The organism is Ruegeria sp. CDSC068 (assembly GCF_059610545.1).
Genome location: NZ_JBXWNV010000001.1, coordinates 806,311 through 826,835 on the forward strand (window position 1 = coordinate 806,311; position 20,525 = coordinate 826,835).

19 protein-coding genes and 1 tRNA gene are annotated in these 20,525 nt (G+C 57.8%); 9 read left to right on the forward strand and 11 right to left on the reverse strand.

Annotation, left to right across the window (positions count from 1 at the left end):
• The first annotated feature begins 68 nt into the window (after positions 1-68).
• Entirely contained in the window at positions 69-1,286 is a 1,218-nt protein-coding gene (locus AC2FID_RS03920) for an MFS transporter (RefSeq protein ID WP_058278017.1), read from the forward strand.
• Here the strand turns inward: AC2FID_RS03920 and AC2FID_RS03925 are convergent.
• Positions 1,283-1,699, reverse strand: coding sequence for a MarR family winged helix-turn-helix transcriptional regulator (locus AC2FID_RS03925; RefSeq protein WP_472723833.1), 417 nt, complete (start codon positions 1,697-1,699; stop codon positions 1,283-1,285). The two genes, AC2FID_RS03920 and AC2FID_RS03925, sit on opposite strands and share 4 nt — an antisense overlap.
• A gap of 91 nt (positions 1,700-1,790) precedes the next feature.
• On the opposite strand from AC2FID_RS03925, the gene AC2FID_RS03930 reads away from it, so the two are divergent.
• Positions 1,791-2,381: a YceI family protein gene (locus AC2FID_RS03930; protein ID WP_496721752.1), complete on the forward strand. Its 591-nt coding sequence runs from the start codon at positions 1,791-1,793 to the stop codon at positions 2,379-2,381.
• On the opposite strand, the gene AC2FID_RS03935 is transcribed toward AC2FID_RS03930, so the two are convergent.
• The 3 genes from AC2FID_RS03935 to cysS are packed head-to-tail and all read right to left on the reverse strand — an operon-like array spanning position 2,382 to position 6,192.
• Entirely contained in the window at positions 2,382-3,164 is a 783-nt protein-coding gene (locus AC2FID_RS03935) for a squalene/phytoene synthase family protein (protein ID WP_496721751.1), read from the reverse strand.
• Positions 3,161-4,795, reverse strand: coding sequence for a citramalate synthase (gene cimA, locus AC2FID_RS03940; protein WP_282168246.1), 1,635 nt, complete (start codon positions 4,793-4,795; stop codon positions 3,161-3,163). Before cimA ends, AC2FID_RS03935 begins: the two co-directional genes overlap by 4 nt.
• Positions 4,795-6,192, reverse strand: coding sequence for a cysteine--tRNA ligase (gene cysS / locus AC2FID_RS03945; protein ID WP_496835487.1), 1,398 nt, complete (start codon positions 6,190-6,192; stop codon positions 4,795-4,797). The genes cimA and cysS overlap by 1 nt, the downstream gene beginning before the upstream one ends.
• Positions 6,193-6,407: 215 nt before the next feature.
• On the opposite strand from cysS, the gene AC2FID_RS03950 reads away from it, so the two are divergent.
• Together AC2FID_RS03950 and AC2FID_RS03955 are read left to right on the forward strand one after the other, a co-directional pair.
• Positions 6,408-6,752, forward strand: a complete 345-nt coding sequence (locus AC2FID_RS03950; RefSeq protein ID WP_496835466.1) for an MmcQ/YjbR family DNA-binding protein — start codon at positions 6,408-6,410, stop codon at positions 6,750-6,752.
• Positions 6,753-6,810: 58 nt separating this feature from the next.
• Positions 6,811-7,998 carry a pyridoxal phosphate-dependent aminotransferase gene (locus tag AC2FID_RS03955; protein WP_496835489.1) on the forward strand — a complete coding sequence of 396 codons (1,188 nt, stop codon included), beginning with the start codon at positions 6,811-6,813 and terminating at the stop codon, positions 7,996-7,998.
• Between the two features lie 6 nt (positions 7,999-8,004).
• Here AC2FID_RS03955 and AC2FID_RS03960 read toward each other — a convergent pair whose 3' ends face one another.
• Entirely contained in the window at positions 8,005-8,523 is a 519-nt protein-coding gene (locus AC2FID_RS03960) for an outer membrane protein (protein ID WP_496835490.1), read from the reverse strand.
• Between the two features lie 417 nt (positions 8,524-8,940).
• On the opposite strand from AC2FID_RS03960, the gene AC2FID_RS03965 reads away from it, so the two are divergent.
• Positions 8,941-10,485, forward strand: a complete 1,545-nt coding sequence (locus AC2FID_RS03965) for a trimethylamine methyltransferase family protein (protein WP_058278025.1) — start codon at positions 8,941-8,943, stop codon at positions 10,483-10,485.
• 54 nt (positions 10,486-10,539) lie between these two features.
• Here the strand turns inward: AC2FID_RS03965 and AC2FID_RS03970 are convergent, their stop codons facing one another.
• A complete protein-coding gene (locus tag AC2FID_RS03970; protein ID WP_108859061.1) occupies positions 10,540-10,785 on the reverse strand; it encodes an EF-hand domain-containing protein in 246 nt (81 codons plus the stop codon).
• A gap of 544 nt (positions 10,786-11,329) precedes the next feature.
• Positions 11,330-14,950 carry a vitamin B12-dependent ribonucleotide reductase gene (locus AC2FID_RS03975; RefSeq protein WP_496835493.1) on the reverse strand — a complete coding sequence of 1,207 codons (3,621 nt, stop codon included), beginning with the start codon at positions 14,948-14,950 and terminating at the stop codon, positions 11,330-11,332.
• A 535-nt stretch (positions 14,951-15,485) separates the two neighbouring features.
• On the opposite strand from AC2FID_RS03975, the gene AC2FID_RS03980 reads away from it, so the two are divergent.
• Positions 15,486-15,920: a hypothetical protein gene (locus AC2FID_RS03980; protein ID WP_109311824.1), complete on the forward strand. Its 435-nt coding sequence runs from the start codon at positions 15,486-15,488 to the stop codon at positions 15,918-15,920.
• A gap of 10 nt (positions 15,921-15,930) precedes the next feature.
• Here the strand turns inward: AC2FID_RS03980 and AC2FID_RS03985 are convergent.
• From AC2FID_RS03985 to pdxH, 4 genes are all read right to left on the reverse strand, one after another.
• Positions 15,931-16,007, reverse strand: a tRNA-Pro gene (locus AC2FID_RS03985).
• A 43-nt stretch (positions 16,008-16,050) separates the two neighbouring features.
• Entirely contained in the window at positions 16,051-16,518 is a 468-nt protein-coding gene (locus AC2FID_RS03990; RefSeq protein WP_496835495.1) for a DUF192 domain-containing protein, read from the reverse strand.
• A gap of 7 nt (positions 16,519-16,525) precedes the next feature.
• Entirely contained in the window at positions 16,526-17,032 is a 507-nt protein-coding gene (locus AC2FID_RS03995; RefSeq protein WP_369934646.1) for a cold-shock protein, read from the reverse strand.
• A 142-nt stretch (positions 17,033-17,174) separates the two neighbouring features.
• A complete protein-coding gene (gene pdxH / locus AC2FID_RS04000; protein ID WP_496835497.1) occupies positions 17,175-17,780 on the reverse strand; it encodes a pyridoxamine 5'-phosphate oxidase in 606 nt (201 codons plus the stop codon).
• 135 nt (positions 17,781-17,915) lie between these two features.
• On the opposite strand from pdxH, the gene fabI reads away from it, so the two are divergent.
• The 3 genes from fabI to AC2FID_RS04015 are packed head-to-tail and all read left to right on the forward strand — an operon-like array spanning position 17,916 to position 20,469.
• Complete coding sequence (gene fabI, locus AC2FID_RS04005; protein ID WP_108858520.1) at positions 17,916-18,722, forward strand: enoyl-ACP reductase FabI; 807 nt, start codon at positions 17,916-17,918, stop codon at positions 18,720-18,722.
• A 4-nt stretch (positions 18,723-18,726) separates the two neighbouring features.
• The gene (gpt, locus tag AC2FID_RS04010) at positions 18,727-19,236 is read left to right on the forward strand and encodes a xanthine phosphoribosyltransferase (protein ID WP_058271741.1); all 510 of its coding nucleotides are present in this window, start codon (positions 18,727-18,729) and stop codon (positions 19,234-19,236) included.
• 57 nt (positions 19,237-19,293) lie between these two features.
• Positions 19,294-20,469 carry an aminotransferase gene (locus AC2FID_RS04015; protein ID WP_282118358.1) on the forward strand — a complete coding sequence of 392 codons (1,176 nt, stop codon included), beginning with the start codon at positions 19,294-19,296 and terminating at the stop codon, positions 20,467-20,469.
• Positions 20,470-20,525: the final 56 nt, after the last annotated feature.

Genomic DNA, 20,525 nt, shown 5'->3' on the forward strand with positions numbered 1-20,525 from the left:
CGTTAGGCTGCTTTGCCGCAGATGCAACCCGCTTGTGCACAATCGTTTTCGCCATTACGCATGTGCTCATGACGATGACCGCCACCCCCTCCGACAACAGTCAGGCCAAACGGAATGTCGCCGTTCTGGTGGCCGCGCAGGCCTTGCTTGGCGCACAGATGCCGATGATCTTTATCGTCGGTGGGCTGGCCGGACAGTCATTGGCAACCAATCCCTGCCTGGCGACTCTGCCCATATCTTTGATCGTCCTTGGCTCAATGCTGGCGGCGACGCCGATCTCGGCCATCATGCAACGGTGGGGTCGCCGGGCTGGATTTCTGGTCGGCGCGACGGCAGGGGCTTGCGGCGGGCTTGTCGGTGCATATGGCTTGTTTCTGGGGTCATTCCCAGTGTTTCTTGCTGGCAGCCTGCTGACCGGCATCTACATGAGCGCGCACGGTTTCTACCGCTTTGCCGCCGCTGACACCGCATCGGACGATTTCCGTCCCAAAGCGATTTCCTACGTCATGGCGGGCGGTCTGGCAGCGGCAATCATCGGGCCTCAGATCGTCAAACTGACCTCGACCGCGTATGTCATCCCTTTTCTCGGCACGTATATCGCTGTTATCGCGGTGAACGTCATTGGCTCGGCCCTGTTCTTTTTCCTCGACATTCCGACCCCGCCCAAGCCTGCGGCTGATGCCCCCAAAGGCCGGTCCCGGATCGAGCTTCTGAAGACGCCGCGTATTGCGGTCGCAATCATCTGCGCCATGGTGTCCTACGCGCTGATGAACCTTGTGATGACGTCGACACCGCTGGCCGTCGTGGGCTGCGGGTTCAGCGCCAATGACGCGGCGGATGTCGTCACCAGCCACGTGTTGGCGATGTACATTCCCAGCTTTTTCACCGGACAATTGATTGCCCGCTTTGGGGTCGAACGGATTGTGGCACTGGGCCTTCTCATACTAGCTGCGGCCGGAGTGGTGGCTTTGCAGGGCGTTGAACTAGGTAACTTCTTTGTCGCGCTGATCCTGCTGGGCATTGGCTGGAACTTTGGTTTTATCGGCGCAACCACCATGTTGGCTGAATCGCACGACGTCAGCGAGCGCGGACGCATGCAGGGGTTGAACGACCTGCTGGTGTTTGGTGGCGTCACGTTTGCCTCACTGGCTTCCGGCGGGCTAATGAACTGTTCTGGCGGCTCTCCAATCGAAGGTTGGACCGCGGTGAACGTCGCGATGATCCCCCTTCTGACTTTGGCGGGCGGCGCGCTTTTGTGGCTGACGATGCGGCCCCGAACGGCCTAATCGTTAAGGTTCAGTATCGGTGCAAAGGCACCTAATTTCTGTGCCTCGGCGATCCCCTCATCAATGTGCTTGCGGTAGATATCCCACATCTGCCGCCTCAGGGTGCGACCTTCGTCTGTAATGCGAAGAACCTTCCCCCGCCCATCCCCAGCTGCAGCATGGCGTGTCAGCAACCCGTCTTCCGCCATCCGTGCGACCTGACGAGAAAAGCTGGACTGATCAAACAGAAGTTGCTGCTCTAGTTGCTTGGGGCGCAGACCGTCCGGCGATCTCTCTAACTCCCACAGAACATCATACCAGTGCAGTCGTGGATATCCGGCTGCCACCAGCGCGCGCTCAGCCCGGGAAAAGATCCGGGTGCGTGTCTGGTTCAGTGCGATCCAAGCCGCCTCTCGTTCTTCAAATCCGCTCATCACGCCTCCGCGAGGATTGTGGTTTTTCTTTGCTCATCATTTTAGATGCATTTACATGTTAATCATCAACCCTGCAAATCAGAGAAATGTCATGAAGCTGTTTACCGCATCTGCCCTCGTTTTGGCACTGGCCACGCCAGCCTTTGCCGAAACCTATCACTTTGATCAAAGTCACACGGAAATCCGGTTCTACTACAACCACGCGGGACTGACCGAACAATCCGGCGAATGGACCGCCGTATCCGGCACCGTCGAGTTTGATCCCGAAAATGTCACCGCAACCAGCGCGGATATCACAATCGACGCCTCAAGTGTCGAAACCGGTTGGGGGCCGCTCAACGATCACCTCAAAAGCGGTGATTTCTTCGACGTCGAGGCTTACCCAAACATCAAATTCGTCTCGACCTCGGCGGTGCAAACCGGTGCAAGCACCCTGCAAATGATCGGAGATTTGACAATCAAGGATCAGACCAAGCCCGCAACGCTTGAGATCGACCTGACCTTCATGGGTGAACATCCCCTGGCTGGATTCTTCGATTACTACAAAGGTGACTGGGTTGCCGTCGAAGCCGATGGCCAACTTTTGCGCAGCGAGTATGGCGTCGGGATGTTTGCCCCGGGAACGTCGGACTTGGTGCAACTGAAAATCTCGGCCGAAATGCGCGCCGGCGGCTGGGAGTAACTACCAGCGCCCCGTTGCCGCCTGCACCATCAATGACAGGCGGCGGCGGATTTCACCCGGCCCAAGGGTTCCTGAGGCGACCTTATCCGGGCGCGCAATGACCTGCTTTAGAACCAATTCGGTTTGCCAACCGGCATGCAGAGCGGCAGCAGCTTTTGCCGAAACCAAGTTTCGCTGAGTACGTGCCCGTTTCAACCGCCCGTGCGCTTTTTCAGCCAGACGCTGAACACCCGCAGGCGTTCCATCCAGCAGCGGAATTCGCCCGCGTGCTTCGAGGTCTGGGATGGCGCGCAACCAGTTGGCTACCCCAACGGCATAGCCAAAGTCCCGCACGACATCCTCATCCGCCGACCCCAGCGCCTGTGCCGCTACTACCGTGAGCGTGCCTGCGCTGTGGTTTATGTACGCGTCGAAATGATCTTCGTCCTCGAACGGGTCGCGATAAATATCCCAACGCCTTACAGCCACATATTCATCCATCATCGACGCAAGATGAGGGGACAAGACACGCGACAGCGGTGTGACGACCTCGTGCCGGCGAACAGTCGGACCCTCGGCAATCTCCTGCAAGGCATCGCGCCACCATTGCAGGCGCATCTCGGCAATCATCGGCTCTTGCGTCACCCAGGGTGCCCGGGCGACTTCGATGTTCAGCGCATAAATCGGAAACAACACCGCCCGTGCGGAAACCGGGGCCGCCATGGCAGCCATGAACCGGTCGGGATCGGCCTTGTGTAACAGCGCTGCACAGGCCTTGACGTCATCGTCAAATGGAGCACTCACTCGGCGACTGCCGACTGTGGGCCGCAATCACGCACCAGTTTCCATTGGATCGCGTCCAGCAACGCCTCGAACGAGGCATCGACTATGTTCGCGCTGACGCCAACGGTGGACCACCGGCGACCCTGCCCATCTTCACTGTCGATGATAACGCGGGTTACAGCCTCGGTGCCGCCCTGCGTGATACGCACCTTGAAGTCGACAAGATGCATGTCGTCCAATATCCGCGAGTATTGACCAAGATCCTTGGCCAGCGCCTTGGCCAGCGCGTTCACCGGACCCCGGTCGCCGCCGGACCCATCCAGAGACTCGCTGACCGACAGTTTCTTTTCGCCGTCGACCTTCACCACAACAACGGCCTCGGACAAGCTGACCATTTTGTTGTACTTGTTCTTGCGCCGTTCAACGGTGACCTTGTACCGCTTTACCTCGAAGAACTCGGGCAGTTGACCCAGTTCGTCCCGCGCCAGCAACTCAAAGCTGGCCTGCGCGGTGTCGTAGGAATAACCTTCTGCCTCGCGCAGCTTGATCCGTTCGAGGATGCGGCCCAAGGCCGGGTCACCGGATTCGACCGACAAACCGGCCTCGATCAAGCGCTGGCGCAGGTTCGACTGCCCCGCCTGGTTCGACATCGGAATGATCCGTGTGTTCCCAACCGACGCCGGATCCACATGTTCATAGGTCGTCGGGTCCTTAAGGATCGCGCTGGCATGCAGCCCAGCCTTGTGCGCAAAAGCCGACGCCCCGACATAGGCGGATTGTTTGCTGGGCACCCGGTTCAGGATCTCGTCCAGCATGCGGCTGACGCGGGTCAGACCCGCCAGGGCCTCTACACTGACGCCGATGTCAAAGTTCGATGCATAAGGTTCTTTCAGCAGCAGCGTCGGGATCAATGAGGTCAGGTTCGCATTTCCGCAACGCTCTCCCAATCCGTTCAAGGTTCCCTGAACCTGCCGCGCGCCCGCATCGACAGCCGCCAAAGAACAGGCCACCGCGTTTTCCGTATCGTTGTGGGTATGGATACCCAGCCGGTCCCCCGGCAGGCCTGCCGCGACCATCTCGGACACAATCCGAGACACTTCCGCAGGCAAAGCCCCCCCATTGGTGTCACACAAAACTACCCAGCGCGCACCGGCATCCATCGCGGCCCGACAAACCTCAAGCGCATAGGTTGGATTGTCCTTGTAGCCATCAAAGAAATGCTCGGCATCAAACAGCGCCTCGCGCCCCTGCGCTACGATATGTGCAACAGAGGCACGGACGTTCTCGACATTCTCCTCAAGCGAGATGCCAAGCGCATGGGTCACGTGGTAATCGTGCGACTTACCCACCAGACAGACCGCCCGCGTACCCGCGTTCATCACCGCCGCCAGAACATCGTCATTCTCTGCCGACCGGCCCGATCGCTTAGTCATCCCAAAGGCCGTCAAGCAAGCTGACGTCTTGGGAGCCGCATCGAAAAACGCACTATCCGTCGGGTTCGCCCCCGGCCAGCCGCCCTCGATATAGTCTACGCCCAACTCGTCCAGAGCCTGCGCGATCTGCACTTTCTCAGCGGTCGAGAACTGCACACCCTGTGTCTGCTGCCCATCGCGCAGAGTAGTGTCGTAGAGGTAGAGGCGTTCTTTGGTCATCATACGCCCTCCAGCTTGGCCGCATCGAACCCAGTGCCTGGAACCAGTTCGACACCGTCCTTGCTCATCCGTACTTCCAGACCAGCGGCCACGTAAGCTGCCTTTAGGCGATCGACCTCCGAGAAGTCTTTGCTCTGCATTGCACTCGCCCGCGCATCAGACAATCTGTCTGCATGAGCTGAAAGATCCACGGAAGCCGTATCAGCCCAAGCACCCATTTCTTGCGACAACAGACCAAGCAGCTGAGCACCGGCCAGCAACGAGGCCGCATCACCATCCGCCGCCAAACGGTGCAACTCTGCCAAAGCACCCGCCGTGTTCAGGTCGTCCCCTAGCGCAGCAACGACTGCGGGTGCAGCGCTGGCGGCGGGCTCGATGCCTGCTGTCAGCGCCCGCCACTTGCGCAACGTCGCCTCAGCCTCACGGGCCTTTTTCTCGGTCCAGTCCATCGGCTTGCGATAATGGGTCTGCAGGAAGACAAACCGGATCACCTCGCCCGGAACGCCCTGTTCCAACAAGTCATGCACAGTGAAGAAGTTGCCCAGCGATTTGGACATCTTCTTGCCTTCAACCTGCAACATCTCATTGTGCAACCAGTACCGCGCGAACTCACCGTGCGGATGGGCGCATTTGCTCTGGGCGATCTCGTTTTCATGGTGCGGGAACATCAGGTCGTTTCCGCCACCGTGAATATCAAAGCTCTCGCCCAGCAGCTCATAGCTCATGGCCGAACATTCGATGTGCCACCCCGGACGACCACGACCCCATGGGCTATCCCACCCCGGCAACTCATCGGTCGAGGGCTTCCACAGCACGAAATCCATCGGGTTCCGCTTGTATGGCGCAACCTCAACCCGGGCACCGGCGATCATGTCATCCACCGATCGACCAGACAAAGCGCCGTAGTGTTCCTTCCAGCTGTCAACTGCGAACAGAACGTGCCCTTCGGCTGCGTAAGCGTGCCCCTTCGCGATCAAATCTTCAATCATCGCAACCATTTGCGCGATGTACTGAGTCGCACGCGGCATCTCGTCGGGCTCAAGCGCGCCCAACGCGCCCATGTCGTGCAGATACCAGCCGATGGTTTCATCCGACCGCTCCTGCACCAACTGCTCCAGCGTGCCCTCAGCACCCGCCTTCTGGCGTGCCAGCGCGGTTGCGTTAATCTTATCATCCACGTCGGTGAAATTGCGCACATAGGTCACGTGATCCGACCCGTAGACATGGCGCAGCAACCGATAGAGCACGTCAAACACCACCACGGGCCGCGCATTGCCCAGATGGGCGCGATCATAGACCGTGGGTCCGCAGACATACATCCGCACGTTATCGGCACTAATCGGAACGAAATCTTCTTTCGCCCGTGTCCGTGTGTTGTGCAGTTTGATTGTCGTCATCAGTCGGCTCCTAAAGACAGCAAATGCTTGCGCTTGGCGCGGGCTTAGCAACTTGTCTCAGGGATGAAAACGAAAGAAACCGGCCCGCTTGATAAATCAGCAGGTAATGCAGCAGATAATGATGCAGGTCATACGGTTCATGTCCTTCCCCTAGCATGGACAACGCGTTCAGCCAAGACTTGAGTTCAATCTCAAGGTGACGCACCCTTTCGACCATGAGCCGAGAATTTGTCAATTCCATCTGCCGCACGTTCCCAGGCGCTGACCTTTCCGACCCTTGGGGCGGAGGCCATGATGCCTGGAAGGTTGGCGGTAAGATGTTTGCCTGCATCGGCACTGCCAACGATGGCGTGTCCGTCAAAACGCCTGATATCGAGACAACTCAGATGCTGATCGAAGCAGGCGTCGGTACCAAAGCCCCCTATTTTCATAGCAGCTGGATCCGCCTGCCGTTTGACTGTGACGAGGATGAGATGCGTCATCGGCTGGCCACATCTTACGATCTGGTGCGGTCTACCCTGACGAAAAAAGTACAGTCCACTCTGCCCCCACGAAGCTGATTGACATTTTCCAATGCCTCTGGCCCATTCTGCGCTGAAGACAAGATCGGAGCGTGCCATGAAACTGTCGCAGCGTATCACTCATCTGACCGGAGGTGGCAGTGATGGGTGGGATGTATTTTACCGTGCGCGCCGGATGATCAGTGAAGGGCACGTCATTTCTGAACTCACCATTGGTGAGCATGACATTCGCACGCACCCGACCATTTTGGATGCCATGGATCTATCGGCGCGTCAGGGAAACACCGGCTACGCTGTGGTGCCCGGATCGGATTTGCTGCGCGATACCGTTGCGGCGCGCATTCAGGCCCGCACTGGTCAGAAGACAAGCCGAAATAACGTGTTGATCACTCCGGGCGGCCAATCTGCGCTATTCGCAGCCCACGTAGCGGTGTGCGATCCCGGTGATGTCGGCCTATATCTCGATCCCTACTACGCGACTTACCCCGGCACGATCCGGGGCGCCGGTGCGACAGCCCGCGCCATCCAGACCACCGCCGAGGATGCATTTCAGCCGCGCGCGCAGCAGATCGATGCGGCGGCAGATGGTGCGGTTTCGCTGTTGATCAACAGCCCGAACAACCCCACTGGTGTCGTATATTCCCGCGAGACGCTGAACGGTATCGCAGATGTTTGCCGTGCCCGCGACCTGTGGCTGATCTCGGATGAGGTTTATGACACGCAGGTCTGGGAAGGTGAGCATATCTCACCACGTACCCTGCCCGGAATGGCCGAGCGTACTTTGGTCGTTGGTTCGATGTCCAAGTCGCATGCGATGACCGGGTCCCGATGCGGTTGGGTGGTCGGCCCCGAGGAGGTGATCGCCCATCTCATCAATCTGGCAACGCACACAACTTACGGCGTGCCCGGGTTCATTCAGGACGCCGCCAGTTTTGCTTTGAGCGCGGGTCATGATCTTGAAGAGGAAATCGCCGCTCCGTTCCGGCGTCGTCGCGCGTTGGCGGTCGAGATTCTTGCCACCCAGAACACCATTGGCCTCGTGCCGGCACAGGGTGCAATGTACCTGATGCTGGACATCCGCGCAGCGGGGCTAAGCGGTGAGGCATTCGCCAACGCATTGCTGGATACACACGCAATTGCCGTCATGCCCGGTGAAAGTTTTGGCTCAGCGGCGGCAGGACACGTGCGTGTTGCGATGACAATTGATGACGACCGCTTTGCTGCAGCACTCAGTACGATTTGCAATTTCGCCGCCGTCCTGGCGGAAAGTCACGCGGCAGAATAGACGGCCTTAAAACCGGAAGGTTGTACGCAAGTTGAACACGTTGGCGTCAATATCGCCCTGACTTCGTGTGACGTCGTTAAAATCCTGACGCAAAGCCTCACCGCTGATGACGAAACTGTCGCCGATGGGATAGGCAATTCCGATGCCGTACACTGCAGCGGTGTCATTTTCCGGTGACGCATCCAATCGGGCCGCGCCTACGACGACATAGCCCAAGGCCGGTCCGAAATCATAACCACCGCGCAACTTAAGGCGGGTCAGACTGTCCACGCTACCTTCACCCTGCCCCAGATCCAGAGAAAGTCGATTGTATTCCAGCTCACCGCCAAGAACGAAATTCCCGAAGTCATGGTCATAACCGACAAGCGGTCCAAAAGTCGTGTCGTTTCCGCCAGAGTTATTTGGGCCATCTACATCCGCATAGCCAAAGCTGAAGCCCGCATACGCCCCCGTCCAATCCTCTGCATGTACCGGTGCAATGCCGATTGTCAGGCAGGTGGTCATGAGGGCCATCAGGGCTTTCATCAACCTCTCCAAAATTCCTTGCAGCGCGCCCACCAAACGATGGGCTTCATCACATAAAACTTGGTCTGCAATCGTTAAAAATCCATTGAGATCACGGACCACTCTTAAATAAGTGATAGAAGCTTAACAGATTTTCCCACATTCGGGAAAAAACTTCACCCCACGGCAAGAACGTGATGCCGACAAGGCACAACACTTCGTTTTTGGCCCCTCAGGTCGCAAACAGGACAGATTGTGCGCCCTCGTATTGAGAGAGTTTGCATCACCAATTGAGGACCCGCATGCAAAGTGACGTTTGGAAGATTCGCCTGATCAGCCGTACCATTGGTGCGGATCGCGGGCGTGCCGCGCGTGGGCGGCCGGTTGTGGTCTGAGTACACTCACCCTGAACGTACTTTTTCGACCGGACCTTAAATTATGAACGAACAAACCCGAAATTCATCGCGCAGCGGCGGTCGTGCCGCGCGCCGTGCGGCCCGTGCCACAGCGCTGCCCGAACATCTGCGCCCGATCCGCCCCGGCATGGAGGGCGGCATGCTGAAGGTGCTAACCCCGGCGCAGATCGAGCGTATCCACCAAGCCGCGCTGACCGCGCTGGAAACCATTGGTCTGGCGGACGCCCCACAGAGCGGGATCGACTATCTTGTCGGCGCTGGCTGTATCTTGGGTGACGACGGGCGTATTCGCTTCCCCCGCGCCTTGGTCGAAGACACAATCGCCAAGGCCAATCGCTCGGTCACATTGCATTCAAGAGATGGCAACTCCGATCTGGAACTGTCGGGCAACCGCGTCCACTTTGGTACTGCCGGCGCGGCTGTCAGCATGGTTGATGTTCACGGGCAGGAATACCGGGATTCGACACTTCAAGACCTGCACGACGCATCCCGAATCTGTGAACAACTTGAAAACATTCACTTTGTTCAGCGCCCGATGGTGTGCCGCGACATCGCCGACAACCTCGAGATGGATTTGAACACGGTCTACGCCACCACGTCAGGAACGTTCAAACATATCGGCACGTCCTTCACCGAACCCAGCCATGTTGCCCCCGCGATCGAGATGCTGCACATGATCGCTGGTGGCGAGGATAAGTGGCGTGAACGGCCCTTTATGTCGAACTCGAACTGCTTTGTTGTTCCGCCGATGAAATTCGCAACCGAAAGCTGCGAAGTCATGGAGGAATGCATCAAAGCGGGCATGCCCGTTCTGCTGCTATCGGCCGGAATGGCCGGCGCCACCGCGCCTTCGACAATCGCTGGTGCTATTGCGCAGGCCACCGCCGAATGCCTGGCCGGGTTGGTTTATGTAAACGCCGTAAGTCCAGGCGCTCCCGCGATTTTTGGCACTTGGCCTTTTGGCCTTGATCTGCGTACAGGTGCGATGTCCATCGGGTCTGGCGAACAAGCACTCCTGACAGCGGGCTGCGCCCAAATGCACCACTTCTACGACCTGCCGGGCGGCGCGGCCGCCGGTGCATCGGATGCGAAACTGCCCGACATGCAAGCCGGGTGGGAGCAGATGTGCTCGAACGTCATGGCCGGGCTTTCGGGTTTGAACATGGTGTATGAGTCCGCAGGCATGCATGCCTCGCTGCTGGGATTCTGCCATGAAAGCCTGATCCTCAGCGATGATTTAATCGGGCAAGCGCAACGCTGTGTTCGCGGCATCGAAGTGACGGACGAAACGCTGGCACTGGATCAGATGGCCGAAGTCTGTATCGGAGGACCCGGTCACTATCTGGGAACCGATGCAACGCTGAGCCGCATGCAGGCGGACTATGTCTACCCGACTTTTGGCGACCGGTCGTCTCCGAAGGAATGGGTTGAAATTGGCAAGCCCGATTTGATCGAAAAGGCGGTGAAGCGGAAAGAAGAGATTCTCTCGACGCCGTCTCCGGCCAGATTCGATCCGCTTTTGGATGCCGAACTGCGCGGCAGGTTTAACATTTATTTGCCGGCGTAACCCATTGAAATATGGCGGCCCGTGGGGGTACGGGCCGCCGATGCCTTCGCGGGATTAACCGTTGCTGGGCGGTAGCAACCCTGCTTCCTGCGCGATGGCAATTTCATCTGCGTCCAGCGACCCGTCGCCGTTGGCGTCCATCGCCGAGAAACCATCGGCGTCAACCTCGGGCAGAACGGCCTGAACTTCTTCTATGGTCAGAACTCCATCGCCGTTGGTGTCCGCCGAGGACTGCGCAGCAGCCATCGCCGGCAGGCCCAATACGAATGCAGAAATGATTGCCAGGTTTTGCGGTTTCATTGTGATGCCTCCTAAGTGGTAATTGTGTGTGTTTTCGTCCGGACAGGCACCACAGACACCAAACCGATGAACGTCGTCACCCCAACCCGGCAACACGCGCTGTTTCGCGCCATTCTCCGCGTGTTTGTCCGAGTCGCGTCTGCAATCAACCGCTGGGCGAAACGTACAATCCTCGTTTCGGCGGTTCTTGCCCGATGCGCCTGTGCCGTTCCGGCAAGGCCCTGCCTAAATCACCGACTCGGGGGGCAAAAAGAAAGGGGGCCGAAGCCCCCTGTCAGTTTCGCCATCCAGGCTCCATTCGTTGACCGCCCGGTGTTTTGTTTGCCTGCGGCCTGGACGTCGCATGGAACGAGCGCACCCGTCCCGTGAGAGAGTGGGAAAGAGCAAATATTCCGCCCCACCCTGTTCCCGGTCGACACGGGCATGTCGACCGAGTGGACCAAGGCGTATTTGGTAAGTCTCAACGCCTTGTTCCGTGTTCGTCGGGATCGGACATCCGAGGGGAAACCCTGATCCCTACACCCCGCCTGACGGGGCGTTTTCCTTAGCTACACCCGCTGGTCGCTCCGCAGGTGTTGCACTTCATGCAGGTGCCATTGCGCACCAGCGTGTAATTTCCGCATTCGCCGCAAGGATCGCCCTCGTACCCCTGCATCTTGGCCTTGGTCCGTGCGTCCATGCCCGTGGCAACGGCAGTTTCCGTAACCGGAGCTTCGAATTGCGCAGCCGGTTCTGCCATGCCGTTCACTTCCGGTTGGCCGCCGTTGAACACCACCAGATCCTGCGGCAAACGTTTGCGCAGATATCCGGTCGAGCTGATTTGTTTCAACACTTCCAAGGATTTGGACGCAGCGCTGTCACTGATTTCTGATACGTTGGACAGTCCGTCTTCTTCGCCGCGGCCCAGATCGTCGAAGGTTGCGCCTTCGGGTTTCACATGGGCCAGATCGGTGCGATCCAGATAAGACACGGCCAGTTCGCGGAAGATGTAATCCAGGATCGAGGTCGCGTTCTTGATCGAGTCGTTGCCCTGCACCATTCCCGCCGGTTCAAACTTGGTGAAGGTAAAGGCGTCGACGAATTCTTCCAGCGGCACACCGTATTGCAGGCCAACCGACACTGCGATGGCAAAGTTGTTCATCATCGCCCGGAAGCCAGCGCCTTCCTTATGCATGTCGATGAAGATCTCGCCCAGCTTACCGTCTTCGAACTCACCTGTTCGCAGATAGACCTTGTGGCCACCGACGATCGCTTTCTGGGTGTAACCCTTGCGGCGATGCGGCAGTTTCTCACGATGGCTGCGGATGATTTCCTTGACGACGACCTTCTCGATGACCTTTTCGGCGAGAACGACGGCTTTTTCATGGGCCGTGCCGCTTTCCAGCACCTCTGCTGCCTCGTCATCGTCCTCGACCAATGCGGCCGCCAGCGGCTGCGACAGTTTCGAGCCATCACGATACAGCGCGTTGGCCTTCACACCCAGCGACCAGCTGAGTTCATAGGCTTTCTGGCAATCCTCGATGGTCGCGTCATTCGGCATGTTGATCGTTTTGCTGATCGCACCCGAGATGAAGCTTTGGGCCGCGGCCATCATGGTGATGTGGCTATCAACCCCAAGGAAACGCTTACCTTTCTTGCCGCACGGGTTGGCGCAGTCGAAGATCGAATAGTGCTCTTCCTTCAGGTGCGGCGCGCCTTCCAGCGTCATGGTTCCGCAGACATGGTCATTGGCTGCGTCGATATCCGCCTTGGTAAAGCCCAGATGGCGCAGCAGATCGAACGTCGGATCATTTAGCTTGGTCGCCGGGATGCCCAGAACGCCGGTGCAGAAATCCTCGCCCAGTGTCCACTGGTTGAAGACGAACCGGATATCAAAGGCGCTTTCCAGCGCGGCATCCACCTTGGCCAGCTCATTTGGGCCAAACCCGTGACCGGTCAGCGAGGTGTGGTTGATCCCCGGCGCGTTGCCGATGGTGCCGTGACCAACCGCGTAACCCACGATCTCTTCAATCTGAGACGAGGAATAGCCCTGCTTTTCCAGCGCCGACGGCACCGAGCGGTTGATGATCTTGAAGTAGCCGCCACCCGCGAGCTTTTTGAACTTCACTAGGGCAAAGTCGGGCTCGATCCCGGTCGTGTCACAATCCATCACCAGACCAATGGTGCCGGTGGGCGCGATCACCGTGGCTTGCGCGTTACGATAGCCGTTCTTTTCGCCAAGGCTCAGCGCCTCGTCCCAAGCCGACATCGCTAAATCGACCAGACGCTTGTCCGGGCAGTTGCCATGGTCCAGAGGCACCGGCTTCACGGCCAGTTTCTCATACCCATCGGTCACACCTTGCGAGGCACGGCGGTGGTTACGGATGACGCGCAGCATGTTGTCTGCGTTGCGCTCATAGCCCTTGAAGGGTCCAAGCTCTCCGGCAATCTCGGCCGAGGTGGCATAGGCCACGCCGGTCATGATCGCGGTCAGCGCGCCACAGATCGCCCGACCCTCATCCGAGTCGTAGCTGTAGCCCATGTTCATCAGCAGACCGCCGATGTTGGCATAGCCCAGACCCAAGGTGCGGAAATCATAGGACAGTTGCGCGATTTCCTTGGATGGGAACTGCGCCATCGTGACCGAGATTTCCAGCGTCAGGGTCCATAGGCGCGAGGCGTGCATGTAGTCTTCCGCCTGGAACTCACCATCCTTGAGGAAGGTCAGCAGGTTCATCGACGCCAGGTTACAAGCTGTGTCATCAAGGAACATGTATTCCGAGCACGGGTTCGAACCGCGAATCTCACCATCTTTGGGGCATGTGTGCCATTCATTGACGGTGTCGTGGAACTGAATGCCGGGATCGGCACAAGCCCATGCGGCGTGGCCGACTTTTTCCCAAAGGTCGCGTGCCTTGACGGTCTTGGCAACTTTGCCATCGGTGCGGTTGATCAGTTCCCAATCGGCATCTTTCTCAACTGCGGTCAGGAAAGCGTTAGTCACGCGGATCGAGTTGTTCGAGTTCTGACCCGAGACCGAGCTATAAGCTTCCGAATCCCAGTCCGTATCGTAAGTCGGGAACTCAATGCTGTCGTGACCCTGCTTGGCATAGTCCAGAACGCGCTTGATGTAAGTTTCTGGGATCGCAACCTTTTTGGCTTCGCGAACCGCGTCCTTCAGGGCATCATTCTTCTTGGGATCATACGCGTCGTCTTGCGCGCCGTCCCATGTGCGGATGGCCTCGAAAATGCCGTTCAGCATCTTCTCGTGCATCTTCGATCCGGCTACGATCGAGGCCACCTTCTGCTCTTCGATCACCTTCCACTCGATGAATTTCTCGATGTCAGGGTGATCAGCATCGACGATTACCATCTTTGCTGCTCGACGGGTTGTTCCGCCTGATTTGATCGCGCCAGCGGCGCGGTCGCCGATCTTGAGAAAGCCCATAAGGCCTGAAGACTTGCCGCCACCCGAAAGCGCCTCGCCTTCTGCGCGCAAGTGGCTGAAGTTGGTCCCGGTGCCCGAGCCGTATTTGAACAGGCGCGCCTCGCGCACCCACAGATCCATGATGCCGCCTTCGTTCACCAGATCATCATCGACAGACTGGATGAAGCACGCGTGCGGCTGCGGATGTTCATACGCGGATTTCGATTTGGTCAGCTTGCCGGTCTTGTAGTCGACGTAGTGATGACCTTGAGCGGGACCGTCGATTCCATATGCCCAGTGCAGACCGGTGTTGAACCACTGTGGGCTGTTCGGCGCGGCGCGCTGGGTCGCCAGCATATAGCGCATCTCATCAAAGTAGGCGCGCGCATCCTCTTCCGTCGAGAAGTAGCCACCCTTCCAGCCCCAATAGGCCCAGGCGCCCGCCAGGCGGTCAAAAACCTGCTTTGAAGACGTCTCACCATCGAACTCCGCGTCATCGGCCGGGACCGAGCGCCACAGAAATTCGGGGACGTCTTTCTCTTTTACTTTCTTCAGCTTAGTCGGCACGCCCGCCTTACGGAAATACTTCTGCGCGATGACGTCGCTGGCAACCTGGCTCCAACGCGTGGGCACTTCGATGTTGTCTAGGCGAAAAACGATGGTGCCATCGGGGTTTCGGATCTCAGACGTCGCTGAGACAAAGTCCAGTTCCGCATAAGCGTCCTGCCCCGGTTTCGTAAATTTCCTGTCAATCTTCATGTCCGCACGCCCTAGATTCAATCAACTTGTCTTTCAGCGTCAGGTCCTCAAGACGCGGACCGATCGCCATGCCGTATAAAATTGGGCGCAATAGACCAGCCGCTGCATTCCGCAGCGCAAAACCGATCAAACGGTTGCACGTTACTATGATGTGCTTTCCGACCCTCGCCCTGTGCCCTATTCTGGTTTTGATACCAGATTTTGTGGCAACCCTTCCGGCCCATACAACTTGGCGTATCGACCCATAGATCGTCAACGCCATTTTTAAGTCATTTTTGATATCTTTTGTGTTGACCCATTTCTGACAGCTTGCATCCCGACACCCTGTTCTGATTCCTCCACAGGTTCATCCACCGGATACGCGCAGCGATTTCAAAAACCCGCAGGTAAATTAACTGTGTTTCCCGGCACAGTTATCGGAATTTGATAATCTAACGCTAAGATGTCTAGGTTGGATGAGAATCACGAAGCAGTCATTTTGATCCGCGGCGCTGGGTAAGCAGCCAGGCGCGATCACACAAAGGGGAGCGGACAGATGTCGTTGTTACGTTTACTTCCGATTCTGGCCCTGATCGTGGCCTGCACACCACAAGATGTGCGCCCTCCGGCACGCAGCGCCCAGTTCGATGATTTCCCCAAAAGGCTGTTCGACACGTTCGAGATAAGCTGCGACGGCCCGGGTGAACGCTTTGAAAGTACCGGGAATCGGGTTTTCGAATGCACCGAGCTTCTACCTCCGGACATGACCGCTTTTCTGATTCTCAACTATGACGGTTACCCTCAGGATCTGCCCAAAAGCGTGATGCGGCTGACAACGACCAAGAACAACTCGGGCTACCGTGTCGATGCCGAGCTGTATTTCAACGTCCCACGCAAAAGCGGCCCGTCGGTCAAAGTACCAGTGGAAAGCGAAACGCTGGATAAGGCGCTTGGCGCGCTTTACCAAGCGTTGGGTGGATCACCAACATAAGTGAAAGAAGTGGTCGGGGCGGCAGGATTCGAACCTACGACCCCCTGTACCCAAAACAGGTGCGCTACCAGACTGCGCCACGCCCCGAACCGTGCGCCTTCCTAACCATGCCAATCTGATTTGAAAAGCCCTAACAGGACCAAATTGCAGGACCTCGCGAAAAAATTTCGTGCCGCACGACGGTTCCGGGCTTAATCGAGTAGCGCGCGGCCAGTCCGGCGTTGATTTCGAGAACCGCAAAGACGGAATCGCCGCCTTCGATTGGCGTCAAATCACCGGGAATCGCGCCTTGATGAACATGCGTCACCGTACCGGCCCGATCGAGGAAAATGATGTCCAGGGGAATCAGCGTGTTCTTCATCCAGAACACCACGGGCTGCGGCGGGTCAAAAACGAACAGCATGCCCGAACGGTTTGGCAGCGACTCGCGGAACATCAAACCGCGCGACCGATCCTGCGGGCTAATCGCCAATTCGATATTGAATCGGATCTGGGCCGAGTCGTTCCTGATGTCGATCTGATCAGGCTTACACGCAGCCCAGGTCATCCCGGACCAAAGCAACAAAACCGCTAAAAGACCCGAAAAAAACTTAGGCATGAAACACTCAGTCGTCCAAAGCAGCTTCCCAGGCCAGTACCTGAGCCGCCATACGTCCACGCTTGCCACTGATGACACGCATCGCGAGGGCCTCGCCCGGCTGCAGATCCGACAGACCAGAGCGGCGCAGAACTTCGATATGCAGGAACACATCTTCACCACGGCCAAAAACATTGGCGAACCCAAAGCCTTTGCCTTTGTCGAACCATTTGACTCGCGCGGCCTCTAGCGGGGCAGCGGCGATCTCAACCGGATCAAGCTCGGCAAAATCAGCCAGCATCATCGTGTCCGTCCGCGCGGGCGGATCGACACTGATGACCTCGACCGCCTGAACACCACGGTCCGTGCGATGGGTCATGATTTCTATGCCCGCACCATCTGCGACCGAACTTTGGCCGAAGTTGCGCAACACATTGACGTGCAACAAAATATCCGGACCGCCCTCATCAGACACAACAAATCCGAAGCCCTTTGCAGGGTCAAACCATTTCACGTGTCCACGGACGCGGTACATGTTGTTCAGATCTTCTGGCACGGCGTTCCCATCGCGAAAATTGTCATTTCGTTAAGGGTCCGATGTGTATGGGAATGGCTCGCAAATTCAAGCTGAAAAAACCCTTTGTTTTCGGCTTCTTGCATTTCACGATACGCGAACGTCATGGATTTAACCTCTGTATCTGCCAGTCGGAACCCACTTGATCCCGCTGCCATCGGAACCTGTCGTGCAACCGAAAGGCCCCATCGGCCCAGAATTCGATTTCGGTTGGCACCAGCCGATAGCCGCCCCAAAACGGCGGGCGTGGCGGGTTCGGGCCCAACTTGGCCGTCACCTTGGCCACCTCGGCCATCAGAACCGAGCGACTGTTGAGAGGCTGAGACTGCTTGGACGCCCAGGCCCCCAATCGGCTTTTTAGCGAGCGGGACGCATAATACTCATCCGCCTGCGGCCCGCTTTCTCTGGTTATTGTACCACGAACTCGGATTTGCCGCCGCAGAGATTTCCAATGCATCACAAAAGCAGCTTTTCCAGCGCCGTCCAACTCGGCCGCCTTGGCACTTTCGTAGTTGGTGTAGAACACAAAAGCTGCCGGTTCGATCTCTTTCAGAAGAACCATTCGCACATTCGGCATACCGTCCGAATCGACGGTCGCCAAAGCAATAGCGTCCGGATCGTTCGGTTCATTCTCTTTGGCCTCAGCCAGCCACCGCCCCGCTATTTCAAACGGATCGGTGCCGGCAAATATGCCGCTACGTTCGCTCATTCCCATCCCCTGGAAACTAATAAAGCCCACCCTAGGGCGAGAACCCGCCACGGGCAAGAGCGCGCGGCCTTGATGCAGCGCACCCAATGGCATAAACCATCCCAACATAACGCGAAGACAGGCGGAGAACCAAACATGTCAAATCAGTTGATGGCCGGCAAACGCGGCCTCATCATGGGACTGGCCAATGATAAATCAATCGCATGGGGAATAGCCCGTGCCTTGTCCGAATCCGGAGCAGAGCTGGCTTTTTCTTATCAAGGCGACGCACTTAAGAAACGCGTTGATCCACTGGCGGCACAACTTGGCAGTGAAATTGTTCTGCCCTGCGACGTCAGTGACGAAGAATCGATTGATGCGCTGTTCACATCTCTGGAAGAGAAATGGGGCAAGCTGGACTTTGTTGTTCACGCCATCGGTTTTTCGGACAAGAACGAACTGCGGGGCCGCTACGTCGACACGTCGCGCGCGAACTTCAAACTGACCATGGACGTGTCGGTCTATTCCTTTACCGCTGTGATGCAACGGGCCGAAAAGATGATGTCCGAAGGCGGCAGCGCAGTCACCCTGACCTATTACGGTGCTGAGCAGGTGATGCCGCATTATAACGTGATGGGTGTCGCCAAAGCTGCACTTGAGGCATCGGTCAAATATCTGGCCGAGGATTTGGGCAAGGACGGTATCCGCGTGAACTCGATCTCGGCCGGTCCGATCAAGACATTGGCCGCCAGCGGGATTGGCGACTTCCGCTACATTATGAAATGGAACGAGTATAACTCGCCCCTGCGCCGCAACGTGACTATCGATGATGTTGGTAAATCGGCACTGTATCTGCTGTCGGACCTCAGCAGCGGTGTAACAGGAGAAAACCTCCACGTGGATTCGGGTTATCACATTGTCGGCATGAAAGCCGTCGACGCACCTGACGTCGAAAAGGGTTAATGACATGAGCGCCAAGGATCGCCTGCCCCACGAAAAAGGGTTTCACATCAGCTGGGATCAGATCCACCGTGATTCCCGCGCCTTGGCCTGGCGTCTGGACGGGCAAGGCCCGGATGACGGCGCATGGCGCGCTGTTGTGGCCATCACCCGTGGCGGTATGGCGCCTGCGATGATCGTCAGCCGCGAGCTGGACATTCGCACCGTCGACACAGTCAGCGTGCGCTCGTACCACCATCAGGACCAAGGCGAAGCCGAGGTGTTGAAAGCCCCCGATGCCCAGCTGATGCGCGACGGCGAAGGTATTCTGATCATCGACGATCTGGTCGACAGCGGCAAAACGCTGGAGCTGGTGCGCGCAATGTACCCCAAGGCGCATTTCGCGACAGTTTACGCCAAGCCCAAGGGTCGTCCGATGGTGGACACGTTCATCACCGAGGTCAGCCAGGACACCTGGATCTTTTTCCCTTGGGATATGGCCCTGCAATATGTCGAGCCCTACCGCGGGACCGACTAAAAGAACCCTCTCAACCCACAAAGAGTGAGGCAAAGCCTTACCAAGGACAGGCCCGTCATGACCCAGTCCCGTACCACCGCGACATTTGCCCCTCCGGTCATGGAGGCGCGGCGCTGGTTGGAGGGGGTGGAGTTTCCTGATGACCGTCCCCTGATCAACGTCAGCCAGGCGGCCCCGGTCGATCCACCGCCCCTGGCGTTGCGCGAAGCGATTGCCAGCTTTGCCGTGACCGAAGACAGCGCCCATCTTTACGGGCCGGTTCTGGGCAATCCTGCCCTGCGATCTGAACTCGCCCTTCAGATCGGGTCGCATTATGACGCGCTGGTGTCCAGCGATCAGGTGGCAATCACCTCGGGCTGCAATCAGGCATTTGCGGCTGCGGTCACAGCGATCACCGATCAGGATGACGAGGTGATTGTTCCAACGCCTTGGTACTTTAATCACAAGATGTGGCTGGACATGGCAGGCGTCCGAACCGTGGATCTGCCAACCGATGACGCTCTGCTGCCCGATCCGGACGCAGCCCGTGCTCTGATCACTGACAAAACCCGCGCTATCGTTCTGGTGACCCCGAACAATCCCGGCGGAGTGGAATACCCTGCCCCTTTGGTGCGCGCATTCTTTGATCTTGCGCAAGAGGTCGGCATCCGGCTGATCGTGGACGAAACATATCGGGACTTCGACAGCCGCAGCGGCCCACCGCATGACCTGTTCGCCCAGCCTGACTGGGATCAAACCCTGATCCACCTCTATTCCTTTTCCAAAGCATACAGGCTGACCGGCCACCGTGTCGGCGCGATTGCGACCGGCACTGACCTGCTATCCGAGATTGAAAAGTTTTTGGACACGGTCGCCATCTGCCCAAGCCAGATCGGCCAGCACGCAGCCCTTTGGGGAATGCATAACCTGTCGCAATGGCTGGCAGGAGAACGGGATGAGATCCTCGACCGCCGCGCCGCAATTGCCGAGCTGTTGCCAAGCCTGACGGACAAGGGTTGGCGGCTGCTGGGTCTGGGCGCTTATTTCGCCTATTTCGAACACCCGTTCGATATCCCATCGGACGAACTGGCCCAACGACTGGTCCCCGAGGCCGGCATCCTGCTGCTGCCCGGCACAATGTTCATGCCCGAAAATGATGCGGCCGGAAAACGTCAGGTTCGTATCGCATTTGCCAATCTGGACCGCGCCGGATTGGGGCAATTGTTCGAACGGCTGGCTGCTCTGTCCTTCTGAGCTTGCTCCCCGACGGTGCGCGTCGTATTCAGGGCCGCAACCGACAGGGCAGTTAC

Excerpts from the sequence above, each read along its gene's own strand:
- AC2FID_RS03920 (WP_058278017.1), top strand. The coding sequence starts at position 69 with ATGACGATGACCGCCACCCCCTCCGACAACAGTCAGGCCAAACGGAAT.
- AC2FID_RS03925 (WP_472723833.1), bottom strand. The coding sequence starts at position 1,699 with ATGAGCGGATTTGAAGAACGAGAGGCGGCTTGGATCGCACTGAACCAG.
- AC2FID_RS03930 (WP_496721752.1), top strand. The coding sequence starts at position 1,791 with ATGAAGCTGTTTACCGCATCTGCCCTCGTTTTGGCACTGGCCACGCCA.
- cimA (WP_282168246.1), bottom strand. The coding sequence starts at position 4,795 with ATGACCAAAGAACGCCTCTACCTCTACGACACTACTCTGCGCGATGGG.
- cysS (WP_496835487.1), bottom strand. The coding sequence starts at position 6,192 with ATGACGACAATCAAACTGCACAACACACGGACACGGGCGAAAGAAGAT.
- AC2FID_RS03950 (WP_496835466.1), top strand. The coding sequence starts at position 6,408 with ATGAGCCGAGAATTTGTCAATTCCATCTGCCGCACGTTCCCAGGCGCT.
- AC2FID_RS03955 (WP_496835489.1), top strand. The coding sequence starts at position 6,811 with ATGAAACTGTCGCAGCGTATCACTCATCTGACCGGAGGTGGCAGTGAT.
- AC2FID_RS03960 (WP_496835490.1), bottom strand. The coding sequence starts at position 8,523 with ATGAAAGCCCTGATGGCCCTCATGACCACCTGCCTGACAATCGGCATT.
- AC2FID_RS03965 (WP_058278025.1), top strand. The coding sequence starts at position 8,941 with ATGAACGAACAAACCCGAAATTCATCGCGCAGCGGCGGTCGTGCCGCG.
- AC2FID_RS03970 (WP_108859061.1), bottom strand. The coding sequence starts at position 10,785 with ATGAAACCGCAAAACCTGGCAATCATTTCTGCATTCGTATTGGGCCTG.
- AC2FID_RS03975 (WP_496835493.1), bottom strand. The coding sequence starts at position 14,950 with ATGAAGATTGACAGGAAATTTACGAAACCGGGGCAGGACGCTTATGCG.
- AC2FID_RS03980 (WP_109311824.1), top strand. The coding sequence starts at position 15,486 with ATGTCGTTGTTACGTTTACTTCCGATTCTGGCCCTGATCGTGGCCTGC.
- AC2FID_RS03990 (WP_496835495.1), bottom strand. The coding sequence starts at position 16,518 with ATGCCTAAGTTTTTTTCGGGTCTTTTAGCGGTTTTGTTGCTTTGGTCC.
- AC2FID_RS03995 (WP_369934646.1), bottom strand. The coding sequence starts at position 17,032 with ATGTACCGCGTCCGTGGACACGTGAAATGGTTTGACCCTGCAAAGGGC.
- pdxH (WP_496835497.1), bottom strand. The coding sequence starts at position 17,780 with ATGAGCGAACGTAGCGGCATATTTGCCGGCACCGATCCGTTTGAAATA.
- fabI (WP_108858520.1), top strand. The coding sequence starts at position 17,916 with ATGTCAAATCAGTTGATGGCCGGCAAACGCGGCCTCATCATGGGACTG.
- gpt (WP_058271741.1), top strand. The coding sequence starts at position 18,727 with ATGAGCGCCAAGGATCGCCTGCCCCACGAAAAAGGGTTTCACATCAGC.
- AC2FID_RS04015 (WP_282118358.1), top strand. The coding sequence starts at position 19,294 with ATGACCCAGTCCCGTACCACCGCGACATTTGCCCCTCCGGTCATGGAG.